This window comes from Mycolicibacterium confluentis (assembly GCF_010729895.1).
Lineage (GTDB): Bacteria > Actinomycetota > Actinomycetes > Mycobacteriales > Mycobacteriaceae > Mycobacterium > Mycobacterium confluentis.
The window spans coordinates 1805101-1822886 of record NZ_AP022612.1 but is presented as its reverse complement, the minus strand read 5'-3'; the positions used below and the strand labels follow the sequence as shown (position 1 = coordinate 1822886).

Annotated in this window: 17 protein-coding genes; 13 read left to right on the top strand and 4 right to left on the bottom strand. The window is 68.6% G+C overall.

All coding sequences use genetic code 11. From position 1 onward, the window contains the following. Positions 1 to 147: 147 nt before the first annotated feature. Positions 148 to 870, bottom strand: a complete 723-nt coding sequence (locus tag G6N34_RS08360) for an SHOCT domain-containing protein (RefSeq protein WP_085152490.1) — start codon at positions 868 to 870, stop codon at positions 148 to 150. 75 nt (positions 871 to 945) lie between these two features. Here G6N34_RS08360 and G6N34_RS08355 point away from each other — a divergent pair, with 75 nt between their 5' ends. Together G6N34_RS08355 and G6N34_RS08350 are read left to right on the top strand one after the other, a co-directional pair. Then, positions 946 to 1191, top strand: coding sequence for a LapA family protein (locus G6N34_RS08355; RefSeq protein ID WP_085152498.1), 246 nt, complete (start codon positions 946 to 948; stop codon positions 1189 to 1191). 2 nt (positions 1192 to 1193) lie between these two features. Then, a complete protein-coding gene (locus G6N34_RS08350) occupies positions 1194 to 2282 on the top strand; it encodes a class I SAM-dependent methyltransferase (protein WP_085152489.1) in 1089 nt (362 codons plus the stop codon). Between the two features lie 5 nt (positions 2283 to 2287). On the opposite strand, the gene G6N34_RS08345 is transcribed toward G6N34_RS08350, so the two are convergent. Then, a complete protein-coding gene (locus G6N34_RS08345; RefSeq protein ID WP_085152488.1) occupies positions 2288 to 4123 on the bottom strand; it encodes an Hsp70 family protein in 1836 nt (611 codons plus the stop codon). 82 nt (positions 4124 to 4205) lie between these two features. Further along, complete coding sequence (locus G6N34_RS08340; RefSeq protein ID WP_085152487.1) at positions 4206 to 5282, bottom strand: NAD(P)H-dependent amine dehydrogenase family protein; 1077 nt, start codon at positions 5280 to 5282, stop codon at positions 4206 to 4208. Between the two features lie 129 nt (positions 5283 to 5411). On the opposite strand from G6N34_RS08340, the gene G6N34_RS08335 reads away from it, so the two are divergent. The 8 genes from G6N34_RS08335 to G6N34_RS08300 all read left to right on the top strand — a co-directional run bounded on the left by G6N34_RS08335 (position 5412) and on the right by G6N34_RS08300 (position 13187). After that, complete coding sequence (locus G6N34_RS08335) at positions 5412 to 5633, top strand: hypothetical protein (RefSeq protein ID WP_133057772.1); 222 nt, start codon at positions 5412 to 5414, stop codon at positions 5631 to 5633. Positions 5634 to 5676: 43 nt separating this feature from the next. Continuing rightward, complete coding sequence (locus G6N34_RS08330; protein WP_133057771.1) at positions 5677 to 7035, top strand: PE-PPE domain-containing protein; 1359 nt, start codon at positions 5677 to 5679, stop codon at positions 7033 to 7035. A gap of 74 nt (positions 7036 to 7109) precedes the next feature. Next, complete coding sequence (locus G6N34_RS08325) at positions 7110 to 8633, top strand: ABC transporter substrate-binding protein (protein ID WP_085152497.1); 1524 nt, start codon at positions 7110 to 7112, stop codon at positions 8631 to 8633. Beyond that, positions 8630 to 9583 (top strand): ABC transporter permease, encoded by a 954-nt coding sequence (locus tag G6N34_RS08320; RefSeq protein ID WP_085152485.1) that lies wholly within the window; start codon positions 8630 to 8632, stop codon positions 9581 to 9583. The genes G6N34_RS08325 and G6N34_RS08320 overlap by 4 nt, the downstream gene beginning before the upstream one ends. After that, positions 9580 to 10452, top strand: a complete 873-nt coding sequence (locus G6N34_RS08315; RefSeq protein WP_085152484.1) for an ABC transporter permease — start codon at positions 9580 to 9582, stop codon at positions 10450 to 10452. The genes G6N34_RS08320 and G6N34_RS08315 overlap by 4 nt, the downstream gene beginning before the upstream one ends. Beyond that, complete coding sequence (locus G6N34_RS08310; RefSeq protein ID WP_085152483.1) at positions 10449 to 12041, top strand: dipeptide ABC transporter ATP-binding protein; 1593 nt, start codon at positions 10449 to 10451, stop codon at positions 12039 to 12041. Before G6N34_RS08315 ends, G6N34_RS08310 begins: the two co-directional genes overlap by 4 nt. Positions 12042 to 12065: 24 nt before the next feature. Next, positions 12066 to 12806: an SDR family NAD(P)-dependent oxidoreductase gene (locus tag G6N34_RS08305; RefSeq protein WP_085152482.1), complete on the top strand. Its 741-nt coding sequence runs from the start codon at positions 12066 to 12068 to the stop codon at positions 12804 to 12806. A 27-nt stretch (positions 12807 to 12833) separates the two neighbouring features. After that, on the top strand, positions 12834 to 13187 hold the full coding sequence (locus G6N34_RS08300; protein ID WP_085152481.1) for a hypothetical protein: 354 nt from the start codon (positions 12834 to 12836) through the stop codon (positions 13185 to 13187). A 3-nt stretch (positions 13188 to 13190) separates the two neighbouring features. On the opposite strand, the gene G6N34_RS08295 is transcribed toward G6N34_RS08300, so the two are convergent. After that, positions 13191 to 13457: a DUF4185 domain-containing protein gene (locus G6N34_RS08295; protein ID WP_085152480.1), complete on the bottom strand. Its 267-nt coding sequence runs from the start codon at positions 13455 to 13457 to the stop codon at positions 13191 to 13193. A gap of 192 nt (positions 13458 to 13649) precedes the next feature. Here G6N34_RS08295 and G6N34_RS08290 point away from each other — a divergent pair, with 192 nt between their 5' ends. From G6N34_RS08290 to G6N34_RS08280, 3 genes are read left to right on the top strand one after another with little or no spacing between them, the layout of a single operon-like run. Further along, entirely contained in the window at positions 13650 to 15860 is a 2211-nt protein-coding gene (locus G6N34_RS08290; protein ID WP_085152479.1) for a glycoside hydrolase family 183 protein, read from the top strand. Position 15861: 1 nt separating this feature from the next. Beyond that, the gene (locus G6N34_RS08285) at positions 15862 to 16326 is read left to right on the top strand and encodes a hypothetical protein (RefSeq protein ID WP_085152478.1); all 465 of its coding nucleotides are present in this window, start codon (positions 15862 to 15864) and stop codon (positions 16324 to 16326) included. A gap of 16 nt (positions 16327 to 16342) precedes the next feature. Next, positions 16343 to 17692 (top strand): sensor histidine kinase, encoded by a 1350-nt coding sequence (locus G6N34_RS08280; protein WP_085152477.1) that lies wholly within the window; start codon positions 16343 to 16345, stop codon positions 17690 to 17692. Positions 17693 to 17786 lie beyond the last annotated feature (94 nt).

The window sequence follows — 17786 nt, the reverse complement described above, 5'->3', positions numbered from 1 at the left end:
TGGCCAATCAGCAGGGCCACTGACGATGCGCCAGCCGGGCACCGACGCAGCGCCGCGAGGAACGAGCGGGGCGGAGGAGGTGGCCCGACTGCCCGGACGAGCGGTGAGGAGGAAGTGGCCAATCAGCAGGGCCACTGACTCCCGGGCTCACATTCCGTCGAGTACGCGCCGTTTCTCTGCCTGGAACTCGTCCTCGGTCAGCGCACCCGAATCACGCAGTGCCGACAGGGTTCTGAGTGCCTCGATGCGGACTCCGTCGTCGGTGGGCGTATAGGACTGCGCAGGCGTCACCGACATCGGCGGCATCGGTGACGCGTCGAACACCGGTTGCTGCTCGCGGCGCCTGATCCGGGACAGCCACACTCCCCCGACCACCAGGTCGATGAGGCCGTTGGCGAAGATCGCGACGAACACCCACGGCAGCCACGCGCGGCCGCCGTCGCGGCCGAACGTCAACGTCGGGCGGACGAACGCGCCCACCTCGCCGTCGGTCTCGACCGTGTAGACCCCTTCGGCGGGGATGTGCGCCACCCACACGCGACGCCGCATGTCGTTGTTGACCGTGGTGGTCGTTCCGATGCTCTCGGTGACCTCGGGGTCCCGGCCGCCCGGACCGCTGAGGTTCATCCGCAGATCGGGAATCGGCAGCGCGCCCGACGGACTGCCGATCGTCACGGTGTGGAATGAGATGGTGACGTCCCCCGCGGGCAGGTGCAGCTCGGCACTGCCGGGTATCGGCACCTGCCCGTAGGCGTCGTAGTCGTCGAAGACGAACGCGTTCAGCAGCAGCGATGCGACGAACCCGATGACCGACACCACGATCGACACGACCGCGGCAATCAACAGGCCCCGTGGAGCACGGCGATTCACGCCCGAAGTGTGTCACGGCCGCGCCCCGGCGACTACCGTGGCGATCAGAACAACAACCCAGGTGAGGAGACGGCAGTGGCCTCGCAGAGCACGGATCCGAACGCGCCCACCGGCGGTCGAGTTCGCCGGTTCGCGCTGCGCTATTGGGTGGCGCTCATCCTGCTGGTCCTGGCGGCGGTGTTCATCGCGCAGAACCGCGATCCGGTGGGCATCCACATTCTCTGGATCACGGTGTCCGCGCCCATGTGGCTGTTCTTCACGGTCCTGCTCGTGGTCGGCATTCTGGTCGGTCTTCTGCTGCGTCGCCGTCGACGGAGTTGACCATGCCCGAGTCCAGCATCGTCGTTCGGCCGGAGCCCACGGACAGCCCGACCTACACCGCGGCCTCGCGGCTGCAGGCCTCCGGTCTGCTGCCCGCGGTCGATCTGTTCGTCGACGCCGCCAAGACCGTTCCCCTGCCGCAGCCCCCCACGCCGCTTCTCCTCGCGGATTACGGCGCGGGGACGGGACACAATGCGCTGCTTCCGATCTCCCGCGCGATCCAGGCCCTGCGGGACCGGACACCGCGTGAACAGCCCGTGCTGGTCGCGCACACCGACGCCTTCGACAACGACTTCTCCACGCTGTTCGACACGCTGGAGAACGATCCGGACAGTTACCTGACCCGCGACGGGGCGGTGTACGCCTCGGCCATCGGGCGGTCGTTCTACCAACAGATCCTGCCGTCGTACAGCGTCTCGCTGGGCTGGTCGTCGTGGGCGATCCACTGGTTGTCCCGCATCCCGACCGCCATCCCCGACCATGTGCTGCCCGCCTACAGCCGCGACGAGCAGGTGCGGGCCGCCTGCGAGCGCCAGGCCGCCCACGACTGGCATGAGTTCATCGCATTCCGGGGCCGCGAGCTGACCCATCACGGCCGACTTGTGGTGTTGACGATGGGTCTCGACGAGGACGGTCAGCTGGGCCTGAAGCCTCTGGTCGACAGCCTGTACACGGGCCTGCGGGAGCTGTGGAGTTCGGGCTTGATCAGCGCGCAGGAACTGCACGGCATGATCATTCCGATCGTCGGTCGCAGCGAGAAGGACTTCGTGGCGCCGTTCGCACCCAAGGACCGGTTCGAGGGGCTGTCGATCGAGCACCTGGAGACCTTCGACGGCCAAGACCGGTACTTCCAGCAGTTCCGGGCCGACAAGGACGCGCGAGCCTTTGGCAGACAATGGGGTTCGTTCATCCGGGCAGCGACGTTCAGCTGCCTGATCGCGGGCCTGGAGGGTGGCCGTGCCGACCCTCGGGCCGGAGAGTTGAGCGACCGCCTCGAACGCAGCGTCGCCGAGCAGATGGCGGCCGCGCCGCAGGAGATGCACATGCCGATGGTGAAGCTGGTGCTGCTCAAGCACACCCGGCCGAAGTAGGTCCGTCAGCGCTGCGTGCCCGGCGGCTGCAGGGCCGGCGGCAGTCCCGGAATGGTCGGGATCGGCGGGATGGTCGGAATCCACTGTTGGACGGGTGGATCCGCGCTGGGCTGCGGGGCCGGTGAGCTGGGTTCGGGCTCAGGCTCAGGCTCGGGTTTGGGCTCAGGACTCGGCGGCGGCGTGGGCGTCGGACTGGGAGTCACCGTCTCGGTGACGGTCGAGGTCACGGGCGCAGCAGGTTCGGGCTCGGGCGCCGGTGGGGGCGCCTCGACGGGTGCGGGCGCCGGTGGGGGCGCCTCGACGGGTGCGGGCGCCGGGGCGTTCTGCACCTGGTGCGTGACCGGCGCCGGTGCGACGACGACGGTGCGCGGCGGCGGTGCGACGGCCTCGGGCGCGGGTGCCTGCGCTGGGGGCGCGGCGACCACCGGGGCGGGCGCGGGCGGGGTCGTGCTGATGCTGGGCGTCGGATCGGACACCTGATGCACCACCCCGGCGTCGTTCACCAACACCACCGCGGTGGCGCTGACGGCCGCGATCAACACCGCGGCGGCGGCGACCATCACGGTGGTCGGACGGCGATACCAACGGATCCCCTGGGGCCCGGGTTCCTCGTCAGGGGTGTCGAACTCAATCATCGGCCGCGCACCCGTCAGGCCCGTGAACGGTGCCGCGTCGTCCTCAAGGTCGAGGTCGAGGGCGTCATCCGGGGCGGCGGGCACCTCGGACCACGCCAGTGACTGCGCCGACGTCGATGCCGCCGAGGGCGGGACGACGGGCGCGGCAGCTGCCACAGCCGCGGACGGCGCCGCGGCGGCGGGCACCGCCGTGGCCAGCGCGGTCGCGGTCGTGTCGGCGGGTCCGCGCAGGGCACGCAGCGCCGCACCAGTGGCCGCGACGAGATCGGGCCGTGGCCTGGTGATGACGGGCACGCGCAGATGTTCCGACAGCGTCGTGGTGATGGTGGACATCGCCGCACCGCCGCCGACTGTGACCACCGCGCTGAGGTCTGCGGGGTGGATGCCGTTGCGGCGCAACGTGTCATCGAGCAGGCGCAGGAAGTCGTCGAGGGGTTCGCGCACCAACGCGTCGAGTTCGGCGCGGGTGATGCGGATGTCGCCACGGAACTCGGGCAGCTCGACGGGCAGCGCGGTCACCGCGCTCGCCGACAGACGCTCCTTGGCCGCCCGGCATTGGGCCCGCAGATTCCACAGCGAGCCGATCGCCGAGGTGCTGTTGAGGTCCACCGACCCCGCGCCGGCCAACTCGCCGATCACGTGGGTCAGCAGTGCCTGGTCCACGGTGTCGCCGGCCAGGTCGGGGTGGCGCACGGTCGCGCCGATGCGCGCAGCGCTGTGGGCCGCGTCGACGAGCGTCAGACTTGTCCCGCTGCCCCCGAAATCGCACACCGCCAGCACGCCGCGCAGAGGCAACCCGGGATCGGTCTGCATGGCCGTCGCCGCCGCGTCGACGTCGGACAGCACCATGGGTGGGCGTCGTGACCACTCCGGAACCCGCGCCAACGCACGGGTCAAGGCGTCCACCGAGGCCTGCCGCCAGTGCGCGGGGGTCGAGACGGCGACGACGTCGGGCAGGGGCGCGCCGCGTGTCGCGTCGTAGGCCGCAGCCCGCAGGGCTTCGGCGAGCAGGCGTTCGGCGCGGTGGCTGGATCCGTCGGCGGCCAGGATGCCCACGGGGTCGCCGACCCGGTCGACGAAATCGGTGATGGGGCGCCCGGCCACCGTCACCGACGGGGGTCTGCGCACAGCATTGTCCGAGGTGACGGCGGCCAGCGTGGTGGTGCCGACCGACAGTCCAACCGCGCGCAAAGTACCGCCCCTCATGTGCTCACCCCGAGTCCTCTACCCGGAATCTCGGCACAGCGGCGCGATTCGTTACGCCCTCGCGATGACAGCGAACATCCGGTCAGCGGATCGTGCCGGCCCCGGCTATCAGTGGAAGGTCCAGCGGGGTGACCCACCCGGGCGGCAGATCGTTGACGGCCGGGACGGCGTTGAGCGCTCGCATGCCGGTGGCCAGACAGCCCGCGGCGGCCGCATCGCGACCCGATCCGTCGGTGAAGCGGAACGCGGTCTCCTGGAAGATGCTGGGCGTGCCCTCGACGTCGACGCGGTAGACGTCGTCGTCGTTGCCCGACGGCCAGTCCGGTGCGGCGTCACGGCCGATCCGGTTGACATGCTCCAACTGGATCCGCGTCTCACCGCGGTAGATGCCGTTGATCGTGAATCGGACGGCCGCGACATGCCCGGCCGGGATCACACCCTTGGCCGACGTGCGCTCGGTCGGAGTGACCCACTTTTCCCAGGTCGTGGTGATCTCGTCGAGCTCGATGCCGGCCGCGTGCGCGATCATCGGCACGGTCGCACCCCACGCGAAGATCAGGATCTCCGGGTTCTCCAACAGCGGGCGAAACTCGGGTTCGCGGCCGATGCCCATCTCGAACTCGTAGTCGCCCTCGTAGTTGGTGTAGTCCAGCAGTTCCGAGGCTCGCACGCGTTTGACCTGCGAACACAGCCCCATCAGCGTCATCGGGAACAGGTCGTTGGCGAATCCCGGGTCGATGCCCGTGGTGAAGCACGAGGCACCACCTTCGGCGCACGCCTCCTCGACGGGCCTGATCCAGTTCGGCGGGTTGCTCTTCATGGCGGGCCACACCCACGGCGTCATCGCGGTGGAGCACACGTCGATGCCTGCCCTCAAGAACCTGGTGATCAGGCGGATGTTGTCCTCGGCGTGCGCCGCGGTGGGCCCGTAGTGGACGAGCGCGTCGGGTTGCAGTGCGATGAGCGCGTCGACGTCGTCGGTCGCGATCACGCCGGTCGGTGCGGGCAGACCGCAGATGTCGGCGACGTCGCGGCCCACCTTCTGCGGGTCGCTGACCCCGACACCCACCAGTTCGAAGTTCGGGTGCGAGACCACCTCGGCGATCACCATCTTCCCGACGAACCCGGTCCCCCAGATCACGATCCTCTTCAGCTTCATCGACCGCCTTCCTGCCGTGTGGACGTCCCACACCCTAGGGCGGTGGGCGTGCTGGCGGCCGACATCGGAAGAAATCGCCGTCGTGGCTGGTTATCGCCGTAAGATAGCTACAACGCCAGGAGAAATCAGATGCGCAGATCCGCGTTCGGTTCGACGCTCTTCGCAGCGGCCGTGATCTCGCTCGGCATCCTGCTGGCCGGCCCCGCGCCGGCCTCCCCCACCCCAACCTGCAGCCAACAAGGCGCAGTCAGCACAGAGTGCTCGCCTTCGGAGTGTTCCGATCAGAACTCCTGCGGGCAGGGGTCCGCGGCCGTGCTTCCGGTGCCCGGCGGGGTTCCCGCGATCGTCTGAACCAGGCGCCGCCCAGCAAAGACATGCCGTAGGATTCGGCCGGTTGGATGCACTGGCAGAGGGCGGGACATCGGTGGGCACATCGCAGGGGCGGCATCGCGCGCAGCGAACACAGTCGAAGAAGGCACCGGCGGTGGGGGCGGTCGGCGTGGCGGGCGTCGCCGTTGGCGTCGCCGCCGTCCTGGGGATGACGCCGACGCTGTCGGCCACTCCCGAGTTGGCGGGCACCACCTGGTATCTGCGTGGCACCAACATCGGTGACGAACCGACGGACAAGCAGTTCGTCGAGTTCATGGACCGAGTCTTCGACGGCACCGACACCACCCAACCGGCAGTCACCCAGAAGGTTGAGTACAACGCCGGCCTGTGGCCCTTCTCCCGCAACGGTTTCGACGACCTGAAGTGGAACGCGTCGGTGCAGCAGGGCGTGGACAACCTCGGCGACAAGAACCCGGGTGCAGGCGATGTGGTCTTCGCGTTCTCGCAGGGCGCGGTCGCGGCGTCGAAGTTCAAGGCCGAGAACCCCAACCTCGGTGTCACCTACATCCTGGTAGAAAATCCCAGCCGCCCCAACGGCGGTGTGATGCAGCGCTTCAAGGGCCTCACCATCCCGATCCTCGACATCACCTTCAGCGGCGCGACCCCTGACAACGGCGACAAGACGATTGACATCGCGCGGCAGTACTCCGGATGGTCGGATTTCCCGACGTATCCGCTGAATCTGCTGGCCACCGTGAACTCGATCGCGGGCATCTACTACCTGCACGGCCGCACGCAGCGCCTCGAAGACCTCGAAGCCGAACTCGCGAACATTGACAAGGACAACCGGGATTACTACCAGCAGCACGGCAACACCGAGTACTACCTGATCCCCACCGATCGCCTGCCGATCCTGATGCCGTTCACCGGCATCGTGCCGGAGAACATCCTCAACGCCGTCGACAAGCCGCTGCGAGTGATCATCGAAGCTGGTTACGACAGAAGCGATTACAGCAAGCCCACGGGTGCCCAGCTGTTCCCCAAGCTCAAGCCGTTCACACTGGACAAGGACCTGTCCGACCCCACCGCGAAGAGCGTTGCGCAGGAACTCAAGGAGCAGTCCGCCCAGGGCGCCGGCGGCGCGGACGTCGACGGGGCACCGACCCGCACCGTGGCCACGCCCACGCTGCCGAAACTGACGTTGCCCGACGTCAAGCAGTCCAGACTCGAACTGCGCGAACGCATCAGCGCCCGGCAGGCCGCCAGGCACGCCGCCGACAAGAGCCTCGCTGACAAGGATGCCTCCCCGCGCAGCAGGCCCGAGCATCCCGGCACCGCGATCCGCACCGCGCTCAAATCGCTGACGCCCAAGGCAGCCAAGCCCAAGCCCAAGGCTGAGGCCACCTCCTCCGCCCAGGATTAATCCGCGCCCAAAGCGGGTACAGGCCCTCACGGCATACGTGGACTTCGACCCGATGAGGCCGGGTGATGATGGGGATGGCGCGACGATTCGCCGCGTTGACTGCCGCCCTCATGCTGCTGCTCACGGCCTGCTCGCCGGGAAGTCGGGTTGATCTCGGCGACGGCTCGTCAGACAACCTGATCGCCGCGATCTCCGGTGAGCCCGACCAACTCGACCCGCAGCGCTCCACCGCCTACTTCTCGTTCGAGGTGCTCGAGAACGTCTTCGACACCCTCGTCGAACCGGACGCCGACCTGAACATGCGCCCGGCTTTGGCGCAGTCCTGGGAGACCAGTCCCGATCAGCTGACCTGGACCTTCCGCCTGCGCCCCGACGTGACGTTTCACGACGGGCGCCCCCTGACCGCCGAGGACGTGGTCTTCTCCTATCGCCGCATCATCGATGAGAAGCTGGCCAACTCCGACAAGTTCAGCGCCGTCACCGCGGTCACCGCACCGGACCCGGGCACCGTCGTCCTCACGTTGAGCCGTCCCACGCCGAACCTGCTGACCAACCTCGGCGGTTTCAAGGGCATGGCCATCGTGCAGCGCGAGAACGTCGAGAGCGGTGCGATCGCCACGCATCCGGTCGGCACCGGGCCGTTCGCGTTCGTGAAAGCGACGAGCGGCGATTCGATCACGCTGCGCGCCAATCCCGACTTCTGGGGCGGCCCGCCGCGCATTTCCGGGGTCACCTACCGGTTCATCTCCGAACCGTCGACGGCGCTGTCGGCGCTGCAGGCCGGTGAGATCGACTGGACGGATTCGGTTCCCACACAACGCGTCACGCAGCTGAAGGACGACGACTCGATCCGTCTGCAGGTCACCGCGAGCAACGACTACTGGTATCTGGCGCTGAATCAGGCCCGCCCACCGTGGGACGACGTGCGGGTCCGGCAGGCCATCGCCTACGGCATCGACCGGGACGCCATCGTCGCGGCCACCAGTTACGGCACCGCCACCGTCAACCAACTCGCGATCCCCGTGGGCAACCCGTGGTACATGCCGTATGACCGGTACCGGTTCGACATCGATCGAGCCCGTGAACTGCTGCGCGAAGCGGGCGCGGCACCACGCGATCTCGACATGCTGGTCACCACCGAATACCCCGAGACGGTGACCGCTGCGCAGATCATCGCCGACAACCTTGCACCGCTGGGTATCACGGTCCACATCCGCACCGTCGACTTCGCCACCTGGCTCGACGAACAGAACTCCGGCAACTTCGACATGCTCATGATGGGCTGGCTGGGCAACATCGACCCCGACGACTTCTACTACGCCCAACACCACACCGACGGTTCGAGCAACGCGCAGAAGTTCTCCGACCCACAGGTGGACCGACTGCTCGACGCCGGGCGCGTCGAGGTCGACACCCCCCGCCGGGCAGGCGATTACGCGCAGGCCGCGACCCGGATCGCCGACGAGGTCAGCTACATCTACCTGTACAACCCGTCGGTCATCCAGGCCTGGAACCCCGCCCTGCAGGGTTACGAGGCCCGTCGCGACGGCGCCATCCGATTCCGCGACGCGCACGTGGACCAGGACGGGGCCGCATGAGCCCACTGCTCCGGTTCCTGCTGCGGCGACTGCTGTACTCGCTGATCGTCATGTTCGGCGTCCTGATCCTGGTGTTCGCACTGGTGCAGGTGGTGCCCGGCGACCCCGTCCGCATCGCGTTGGGCACCCGGTACACCCCGGAGGCCTACGACGCGCTGCGTTCGGCCAGCGGACTGGATCGTCCACTGCTGCAGCAGTTCTTCGGCTATCTGGGCTCGGCGTTGCGCGGCGACCTCGGCGTCAGTTTCCGCAACGGCGAACCCGTCACGCTGACCCTGATGGAACGCCTGCCCGCGACCATGTCCCTCGCGCTGGTGGGCATCGTGATCGCGCTGCTCATCGCGATCCCCGCCGGGCTGTGGTCGGCCCTGCACGAGGGCCGCCTGTCCGACGGAATCATCCGCGTCACCAGCCAATTCGGTGTCTCGGTGCCCGACTTCTGGATGGGCATCCTGCTCATCGGACTGTTCTCCACGACACTGGGATGGCTGCCCACGTCCGGGTACCGCCCGCTGTTCGAGGACCCGACGGGATGGCTGCGGCACATCGTGCTTCCCGGCCTGACCGTCGGCCTGGTGGCCGGCGCGATCATGACCCGCTACGTGCGGTCGGCGGTGCTCGACGTCGCGTCGATGGGCTACGTGCGCACGGCGCGGTCGAAGGGCCTGGCACCGACCACCGTGACCTCGCGGCACATCATGCGCAACGCACTGGTGCCCATCCTGACCATCACCGGCATCCAGTTGGCGACCATCCTCGGCGGTGTCATCGTCGTCGAGGTGGTGTTCGCGTGGCCCGGCCTGGGCCGACTGGTGTTCAATGCCGTTGCCGCCCGCGACTATCCGCTGATCCAGGGTGCGGTGCTGTTGATCGCCGCGCTGTTCCTGCTGATCAACCTGATCGTGGACGTGCTGTACGCGATCGTCGACCCGAGGATTCGGCTGTCATGACCGACCGTGTCTCGTCCTGGCGTCTGCTGGCCGGCAATCCCGTCACCGTGATCAGTGCGGCCGTGCTGGTCGCGGTCGCCGTCATCGCGGTCGGCGCCCAGTGGCTGGCCCCGTACGGCGTCAACGACATCGACGTGCCCAATGCACTGCAGTCCCCCAGTGGCGCACACTGGTTCGGCACCGACGAACTCGGCCGCGACGTGGCCTCCCGGGTGCTGGTCGCCATCGGAGCCTCGATGCGGGTCGCGGTGGTCAGCGTCGCGTTCGCCGCGGCCGTCGGCGTCACCGTCGGCGTGCTCGCGGGCTACCGCGGGGGTTGGCTCGACACCGTGCTGATGCGCATCGTGGACGTGATGTTCGCGTTCCCGGTGCTGCTGCTCGCGCTGGCGGTGGTCGCCGTCCTGGGTCCCGGCGTCACGACCACGACATTGGCCATCGGCATCGTCTACACCCCGATCTTCGCCCGCGTCGCCCGCGCGAGCACACTGAGCGTGCGCACCGAACCCTATGTGGCGGTGTCGAAGACCATGGGCACCGGCGACGCGTACATCCTGAGCCGGCATGTGCTGCCCAATATCTCGGGCCCGCTGATCGTGCAGACCTCGCTGTCGCTGGCGTTCGCGACGCTGTCGGAGGCCGCGTTGTCGTTCCTCGGCCTGGGCATTCAGCCCCCGCAACCGTCCCTGGGGCGGATGATCTTCGACTCGCAGGGCTTCGTCACGCTGGCGTGGTGGATGGCGGTGTTCCCCGGCGCCGCGATCTTCGTGATCGTGCTGGCATTCAACCTGTTTGGCGACGGATTGCGGGACGTGCTGGACCCCAAGCAGCGCACCATGATCGAGGCCCGCCGGACGGCGGTACAGCGATGAGCGCGCCGGTCCTGACGGTGGCCGACCTCGGGGTGCGCATCGGCGACCGAAACATCGTCAGCGGCATCGGCTTCGAGGTGGCCCGCGAGCAGACGCACGGCATCGTCGGCGAATCCGGTTCCGGCAAGTCGATGACGGTGCTGGCCGCCACGGGCCTGCTCGACGCGCCGGGCGCCGTGGTCACCGGCAGCAGCACCCTGGCGGGCGCACCCGTGCGGCAGTTGGTGGGCGCCTCGCCGCGCACGCTGCGGGCCGTGCACGGCGGGCGGATCGGGTTCGTATTCCAGGACCCGGGCACATCCCTGAATCCGCTGCTCACGCTTGAGCGTCAGATCACCGAATCAGTGGAGGCCCATCGGCATTCGACGCGGCGGGAAGCGAGGACCCGCGCGCTGGAACTCCTCGAAGCGGTCGGTCTGCCCGACCCGGAGGCCCGGTTGCGGTCCTACCCGCATCAGTTGTCGGGCGGCCAACGTCAGCGCGTGATGATCGCGATCGCGCTGGCCTGTGATCCCGAACTGCTCATCGCCGACGAACCCACGACCGCACTCGACGTCACCACGCAGGCGCAGATCATCGAACTGGTGCGGGATCTGCAGCGCGATTTCGGTGCCGCCGTGGTGTGGATCAGCCATGACCTCGGGGTCATCGGCCAGGTCGCCGATGACGTGACAGTGCTGCGGGACGGCGCCGTCGTCGAACAGGCCGCGGTCACCGACGTGTTCGACAACCCTCAGCAGCCCTACACACGTGAGCTTCTCGCGGCGCGCCCGCGCCTCGGCGACGCCGGTCCCCCACCGGCCCCCGACGCCCCCGTGCTGCTCGACGTGTCCGGACTGGACGTGACGTTCTCCGTCGACACTCCCGGCGGCCGCACCAGTGTGCACGCGGTGCAGGACCTTTCATTCACCATCCGCCGCGGCACCACCCTCGGCCTGGTCGGCGAGTCGGGATCGGGCAAGTCGACCGTGGCGGCGGCACTGACCGGCCAACTGCGCCCCGCGGCGGGAACGGCGACTCTGGACGGGACACCCGTTGGGGACGCGTCGATGCGCCGCCGCATCAGCATGGTCTTCCAGGATCCGTTCTCCGCGCTCAATCCTCGCCTGTCGGTAGCGACAGCCATCGCCGAACCCCTGCGCACGCACCGCCTGGCCGACGGCCGGGCCGCGCGCGCGGCGCGGGTCGCCGAACTGCTCGAACTGGTCGGCCTCACACCGGATTTCGCCAAGCGTTATCCACACGAACTCTCGGGCGGGCAGCGTCAGCGGGTGTGCATCGCGCGCGCCCTGGCCGTCGAACCCGAACTGCTGATCCTCGACGAGTCGACGGCGTCGCTGGACGTCTCGGTGCAGGACCGGGTGCTGGATCTGCTGGCGCGCCTGCAGCAGGAACTGAAGCTGACCTTCCTGTTCATCGCGCATGACCTCGCGGTGGTGCAGCGCGTGAGCCACGACGTGCTGGTCATGCAGGCTGGCCGGGCCGTCGAGTTCCGGCCCGCCGCCGAGTTGTTCGCCTCCCCCGAACAGGACTACACGCGCGAACTGCTGGCGGCGGTGCCGCCGGAGCGCCCTCGAAGCTGGGTGTGACGGCGCCCGTGAGAGGGTGCCCCTATGACTGATCTGACCGGAAAAGTGGCCCTGGTGACCGGAGCGTCGTCGGGACTGGGGGCGGCCACCGCCAAGCTCTTCGCCGAGCGCGGCGCGACCGTCTTCGGCATCGCCCGCGACACCGACAGGATGGCCGCGGTGTTCGCCGATGTGCCCGGTGGGGCGTACAAGTCGGTGGACATCGCGAGCCCGCAGGCATGCCGGGACGCCGTGGCGGCGTGCGTCGAGAAGTTCGGGCGTCTCGACGTACTGGTCAACGCGGCGGGATTTCATCAGATGCGGCACACCGCGACCATGACCGACGACGAGTGGGACCAGGACCTCGCGGTCAACCTGACCGGGCCGTTCCACCTGTGCCGCGCGGCGCTGCCGCACCTGCTGGACGTCGGCGGCAACATCGTCAACGTGTCCTCGGTGGCGGGCCTCGAGGGTGAGGTGTACTCGTCGGGCTACTGCGCCGCCAAGCACGGCATCGTCGGCCTCACCAAGGCCCTGGCCGTGGAGTACAGCGCCGAACGCGTGCGGGTCAACGTCGTGTGCCCGGGCGGCATGAGCACCCCGCAGGTCACCGAGTTCGCGGCACCCGAGAACGCCGACTGGAACCTCATCATGCGCATCGCCGCGCCACGCGGGTTCATGGAACCCGTGGACGTCGCCAAGACGATCGCATTCCTGGCCAGCGACGACGCGGTCGCGATTCACGGTGCGGTGTATCGCGTCGACAACGGCAAAGGTGCTGGCTGAGCGAACCGCTCTCAGTACGCTCGGGCCATGGCGGAATCACGCGGGATAGTCAATTCCATCTCCACTACGGGCAGTGCCGGTGTGGCGGGGTCTATCGCCACGGCCGCCAGTGCTGGCGTAGCCGGGTCGATCGCCACCGTCAGCAGTGCCGGTGTGGCGGGTTCGCTGGGCACCGCGAGCAGCGCCGCGGTCGGCGGAAGTGTGGCCACCGCACTGTCTTTCGCGATCGTGCACTGCATCGGATGTATCGGGTGCTTCGCGTGTGCGCGGTGTTTCGCGTGCCTGGGATGCGCCCGCTGCGTCGACTGCGTGGGGTGTGTCGGCTGCTACAACTGCTCGGGCCTGCGCAACGCCGTCGGCCAGCGCAACGTGCACGCCTGAGACCTATTTGGTCAACGTCGTCTTCATCAGCGCGACGCTGTAGTCCGACCAGCGTGACAGCGTGAAGTACAGGTCCGGCCCCTTCGACCACGGATGGATGTAGGACCCGTCGATGCCGCCCGGCATCGCAGCCGTGGTCACCAGGGTCTTGGGCAGTCCCCACGGTCCCTGCGGTTGGTCGGCGGTGCGCAGCACGACGTGCGGCGCGATCAGGCCGGCGACTGAGACGCAGGCAGCCGTCACCGCCAGCAGTCGCGCTGACACAGACATTGCAGAGCGAGCCCCCGATGCAGCCCCGACCCCAAGAAACGTTGCTGTGACGATAGTGAATAAAGGGATTGATGTTGCTGGTGAGCTGTAACATCGGGACGCAGGTGTGACGATGTCGTGATTTGAGGTCACCCACGGATCACGCCCGGCACACTGCTTTTGCAGTCGGGGTCGGCGAACATACGGAGCGTCATGGATTCATCGAGATATGTCGGCCGCGTCGGCGCCCTTGCTGTGGCGTTCGGCATCGGCGCCGCGGTCACCACGGGCACAGGTGTGGCCTGGGCCGACGGCCCGGAGACCGGCGGCGACAAGTCGTCGCAGGCCGGGACGTCCCCCGGTGGTTCCGGCGACTCCACGACAACTCGGTCCACCCCGGCGGACCGGCTGACCAGGATTGCCGACCGCGTCCGCCGCAGCGTCGAGGACACCGGCGACCGGATCCGTAAGGGCATCGAAGACGGCGCCGCCAAGGCTCAGAAGAACCTCGAGGACAGCGCCAAGACCACCAAGGTCAAGCTGCCGCAACGGCAGCCTCGTGACCTGGACGCCTCCGCCACCGTCCCGGGTGTCACAGCACCCGAGGCACCCGCGCCCACCGGGGCCACTGCGCCCACCGGGTCCACTCGGAAGCCGGCCCGGGCCACCCCCGACGGGACTGCCGCCCCGTCACCGTTGCGGCGCACGCCGACGACGACGCGGACGGTCAGCCTGTCGGATGCCGTCACGTCGCCTGCCCCGCGCCTGACCGCCGCGCCCGCAGCCACGATTGCGGCCCTCACGCAGATCCCGGACCGGGTGGCCGCCCGCACCGTCGAGGTGTCGACGGCGACATCGCTGGAGACTCCGGTGACCGACACCGCGCCGAAGCTGACCAACCTGGTGTCCGGGTTCCTGGCGGCCGCGGGCCTGGCGCCGCTGGCCGGTGGGTCACCGACCGCACCGGCGCAGACCCCGGGCCTGTGGGCGCTGGTGGCCTGGGCGCGCCGGGAGTACGAACGCACGCTCACCCCGCAGGGCAAGGTCGTTTCGGTGGCCGACGCGCAACCGGTCGCCGCGGCCGTCGTCGACCCGAACGCCGGACTCACCCCCAAGCCCGCCACCCCGATCCTCACCCCCGGCGACACGATCGGCATGGAATGGGTCACCGGCGGCAACCTCACAGACGTGGAGCCCGCCTCTCCCAACGCACCGACGCCGAACGGCTACGGCATCGCCGGCACCGACCTCGGCATCATGTGGGACGACGGCAACGGCAACGTCATGATGCTGTTCGGGGACACCTTCGACCAGCCGGGTATGAAGGGCGTGTGGCGCAACAACGTTCTGCTGCGCAGCACCGACTACGTCCTCTCGGACGGCAAGCTCACCATCAAGGACGGCCTGTACAGCGACGGCGGCGTCTACGGCCCCACCACCAACAACTGGTCGAACCTGTGGGGCGCCACCCAGGCCATCCGCAACCCCGGCTTCAACGGTCTGTTCGGCTCGACCACGACCATCATCCCGACGTCGGCGATCGAGGTCGACGGTGTGCAGTACGCGACCGTGATGTCGGTGCGCACGTGGGACAACCCCGGCAGTTGGACCACCAACTGGTCGGCCATCGCGGTGTCCCACGACGACGGCAAGACCTGGACCGTCGACCCCGACACCGTGCGCTCCTCGGGGTGGCTGCGTTCCAGCACGCCATATGTCCCGGGCAACAACCACTTTCAGCAGAACGCCCTCGTGACCTCGCCCGACGAATCCGACCCCTACGTCTACGTCTACGGCACGCCGTCGGGCCGGCAGGGCTCGGCGTACCTGGCCCGGGTGCCCAAGGATGAGATCACCAACCTGAAGAAGTACGAGTACTGGGCCGGTGAGGTCGACGGCCAGGGCAGCTGGGTCGCCAACGACCCGTCGGCCGCGGTTCCGGTGATCGGCAAGGTCAGCTCGTCACGTCCGGGCGGGTTCATCGGCTGGATCACCAAGGCCATCAACAACTTCCTCGGCGGCATCATCGTCGGCGGCTACGAGGGCGGCAACGTCAGCGAGATGTCGGTGCAGTACAACGAGTACCTCGGCAAATACGTGGTGCTCTACACCGACGGCGGCAACAACGTCGTGATGCGGGTCAGCGACTCGCCGCAGGGCACGTGGTCGGACGCCGCGGTCCTGGTGGCCAACAACCCCACCAAGAAGAACGCGGGCACCGGCCAGGCGAACACCGGGATGTACGGGCCGATGATCCATCCGTGGTCCGGCACCGGCAAGCTCAAGAACACCGACGGCACGGCCGATGACAGCAACCTGTACTACAACCTCTCCTACTGGGGCCCCTACAACGTCAGCCTCATGCAGACCGACCTCAGTGGCGTGAAGGCGCAGTACGCCACGACCGACACCATCACGGTCTGAGATGACCCGCGCAGCTCTGCTCGCGGTCGCCCTGACGGCGGCCGCGCTGAGCACCGCCGGTCCCGCCGCCGCCGACCCGGCCCCCGACGCGGCGTGCTCGGCGCACCTCGACGGCGCGCTGACCCGCCTGACGGGTGTGACGTGGCAGTGTTCGGCCGGCCAGTGGCATCTGAGCACCGATCCGTACGCGGCCAGTGATCGATGGCTGTCGTGGGGCACGGATCCACTCGTCGTGCACGGCCAGGGCCGGCGCAATCCCGAGGTCCGGGCCGGAGCCTGGACCGGCACACCGCAGGCCGCCGACGCGCAGTGCAGCGCGGACCTCGTCGACGTCGTCGATGCCGGTCAACTGGGGCCCGTCGACGAGCACGCCGCAGCACCCGGCGAGGTGGTCACGTTCACCGCGTCCGACACGCTGTTCAGCGCCACCCTCAGCGGCCCCTGCCTCTGGCAGCACGCGCCCTGACGGGCAAGATGAACCCATGAACGGCATCCTGGCCTGGCTCTTCCGACTGCCTCGGCGCATCCTGTCGCTGCGCACGATCGTCATCGTCGGCATGGTCGGGGTGATCAGCACGATCCTCGTCATCGGCGCCTGGGTGTGGATCGGCATCACCAACGACCAGTACAACCAGCTGGACCGCAGGCTGGACTCGGTCAGCAGCCTCGGCGATTTCAGCAGCATCCTCAACGCGCCGCCAGCGGGCACGGGCAACACAAACGACGACAGCGGCCTGGTCCGCACCGCGCGCGTCGGTTCCGTCACGATCTCCACGCCCAGCGATATCGTGCTGCCGAAGTTCGAAGACGGCTACACCACCACCACGATCGACGGGGTGGACTACCGCGTCCGCACCTTCCAGGCCGGACCCGCCTCGATCGCACTCGGGTCCACCCTCGAGGAGACCCAGCGCCGCATCGACGCGCTGCACACCCGCGTACTGATCATCTGCGGCAGCCTGATCGTCACGACGATCGTCGTCGGCTGGGTGATCTCGCTGGTCATGATCACGCCGTTCCGCCTGCTGGCCCAGCAGGCCCGCGTCATCAACGCCCAGTCCAAACCCGAAGAGGTCCAAGTCCGCGGGGTGTGGGAGGCCGTCGAGATCGGCGAGGCCGTCGAGGGCATGCTCGACCGGATCGGCAAGGAGCAGGAACGCACCAAAGCCGCCCTCGAATCGGCGCGTGACTTCGCCGCCGCGGCCTCGCATGAACTGCGCACCCCGATGACGGCGATGCGCACCAACCTCGAGGTGCTGGCCACCCTCGACATGCCCGCGGAGTCTCGTCAGGAACTCATCGGCGACGTGATGCGCACCCAGACCCGCATCGAGACCACGCTGTGGGCGCTCGAACGGCTCGCGCAGGGCCAGCTGACCACGGCCGACGACTTCGTGCCGGTCGACATCACCGAGGTCCTCGACCGCGCTGCCCACGACGCCGAACGCATCTATCCCGACCTCGAGGTGGGCCTCGCGGCGACCACATCGGTGCTCATGGTGGGCCTGCCCGCGGGGCTGCGTCTGGTGGTGGACAACGCGATCGCCAACGCGGTGAAACACGGCGGGGCCACCAAGGTCCTCCTCGACGCCGTCAGTTCGGCCGAGGGCGTGCAGATCTCGGTGGACGACAACGGGTCCGGTGTGCCCGACGCCGAACGTATCGAGGTCTTCGAGCGGTTCTCCCGCGGGTCGACGGCCTCGCGGTCGGGTTCAGGTCTGGGTCTGGCGCTGGTGGCCCAGCAGGCGCAGGTGCACGGCGGGACCGCGACGCTCGAGGACAGCCCGCTCGGCGGAGCGCGCCTGGTGCTCAAGCTGCCCGGCGTGCAGTGACGCCCCAAGGTCACAACCTCCAAAGGGCTTCATAACAACGCGATCACACGCGGCCCCGCGTGTCGGGTGCGGCACGGCAACCCGGCTAACTTGC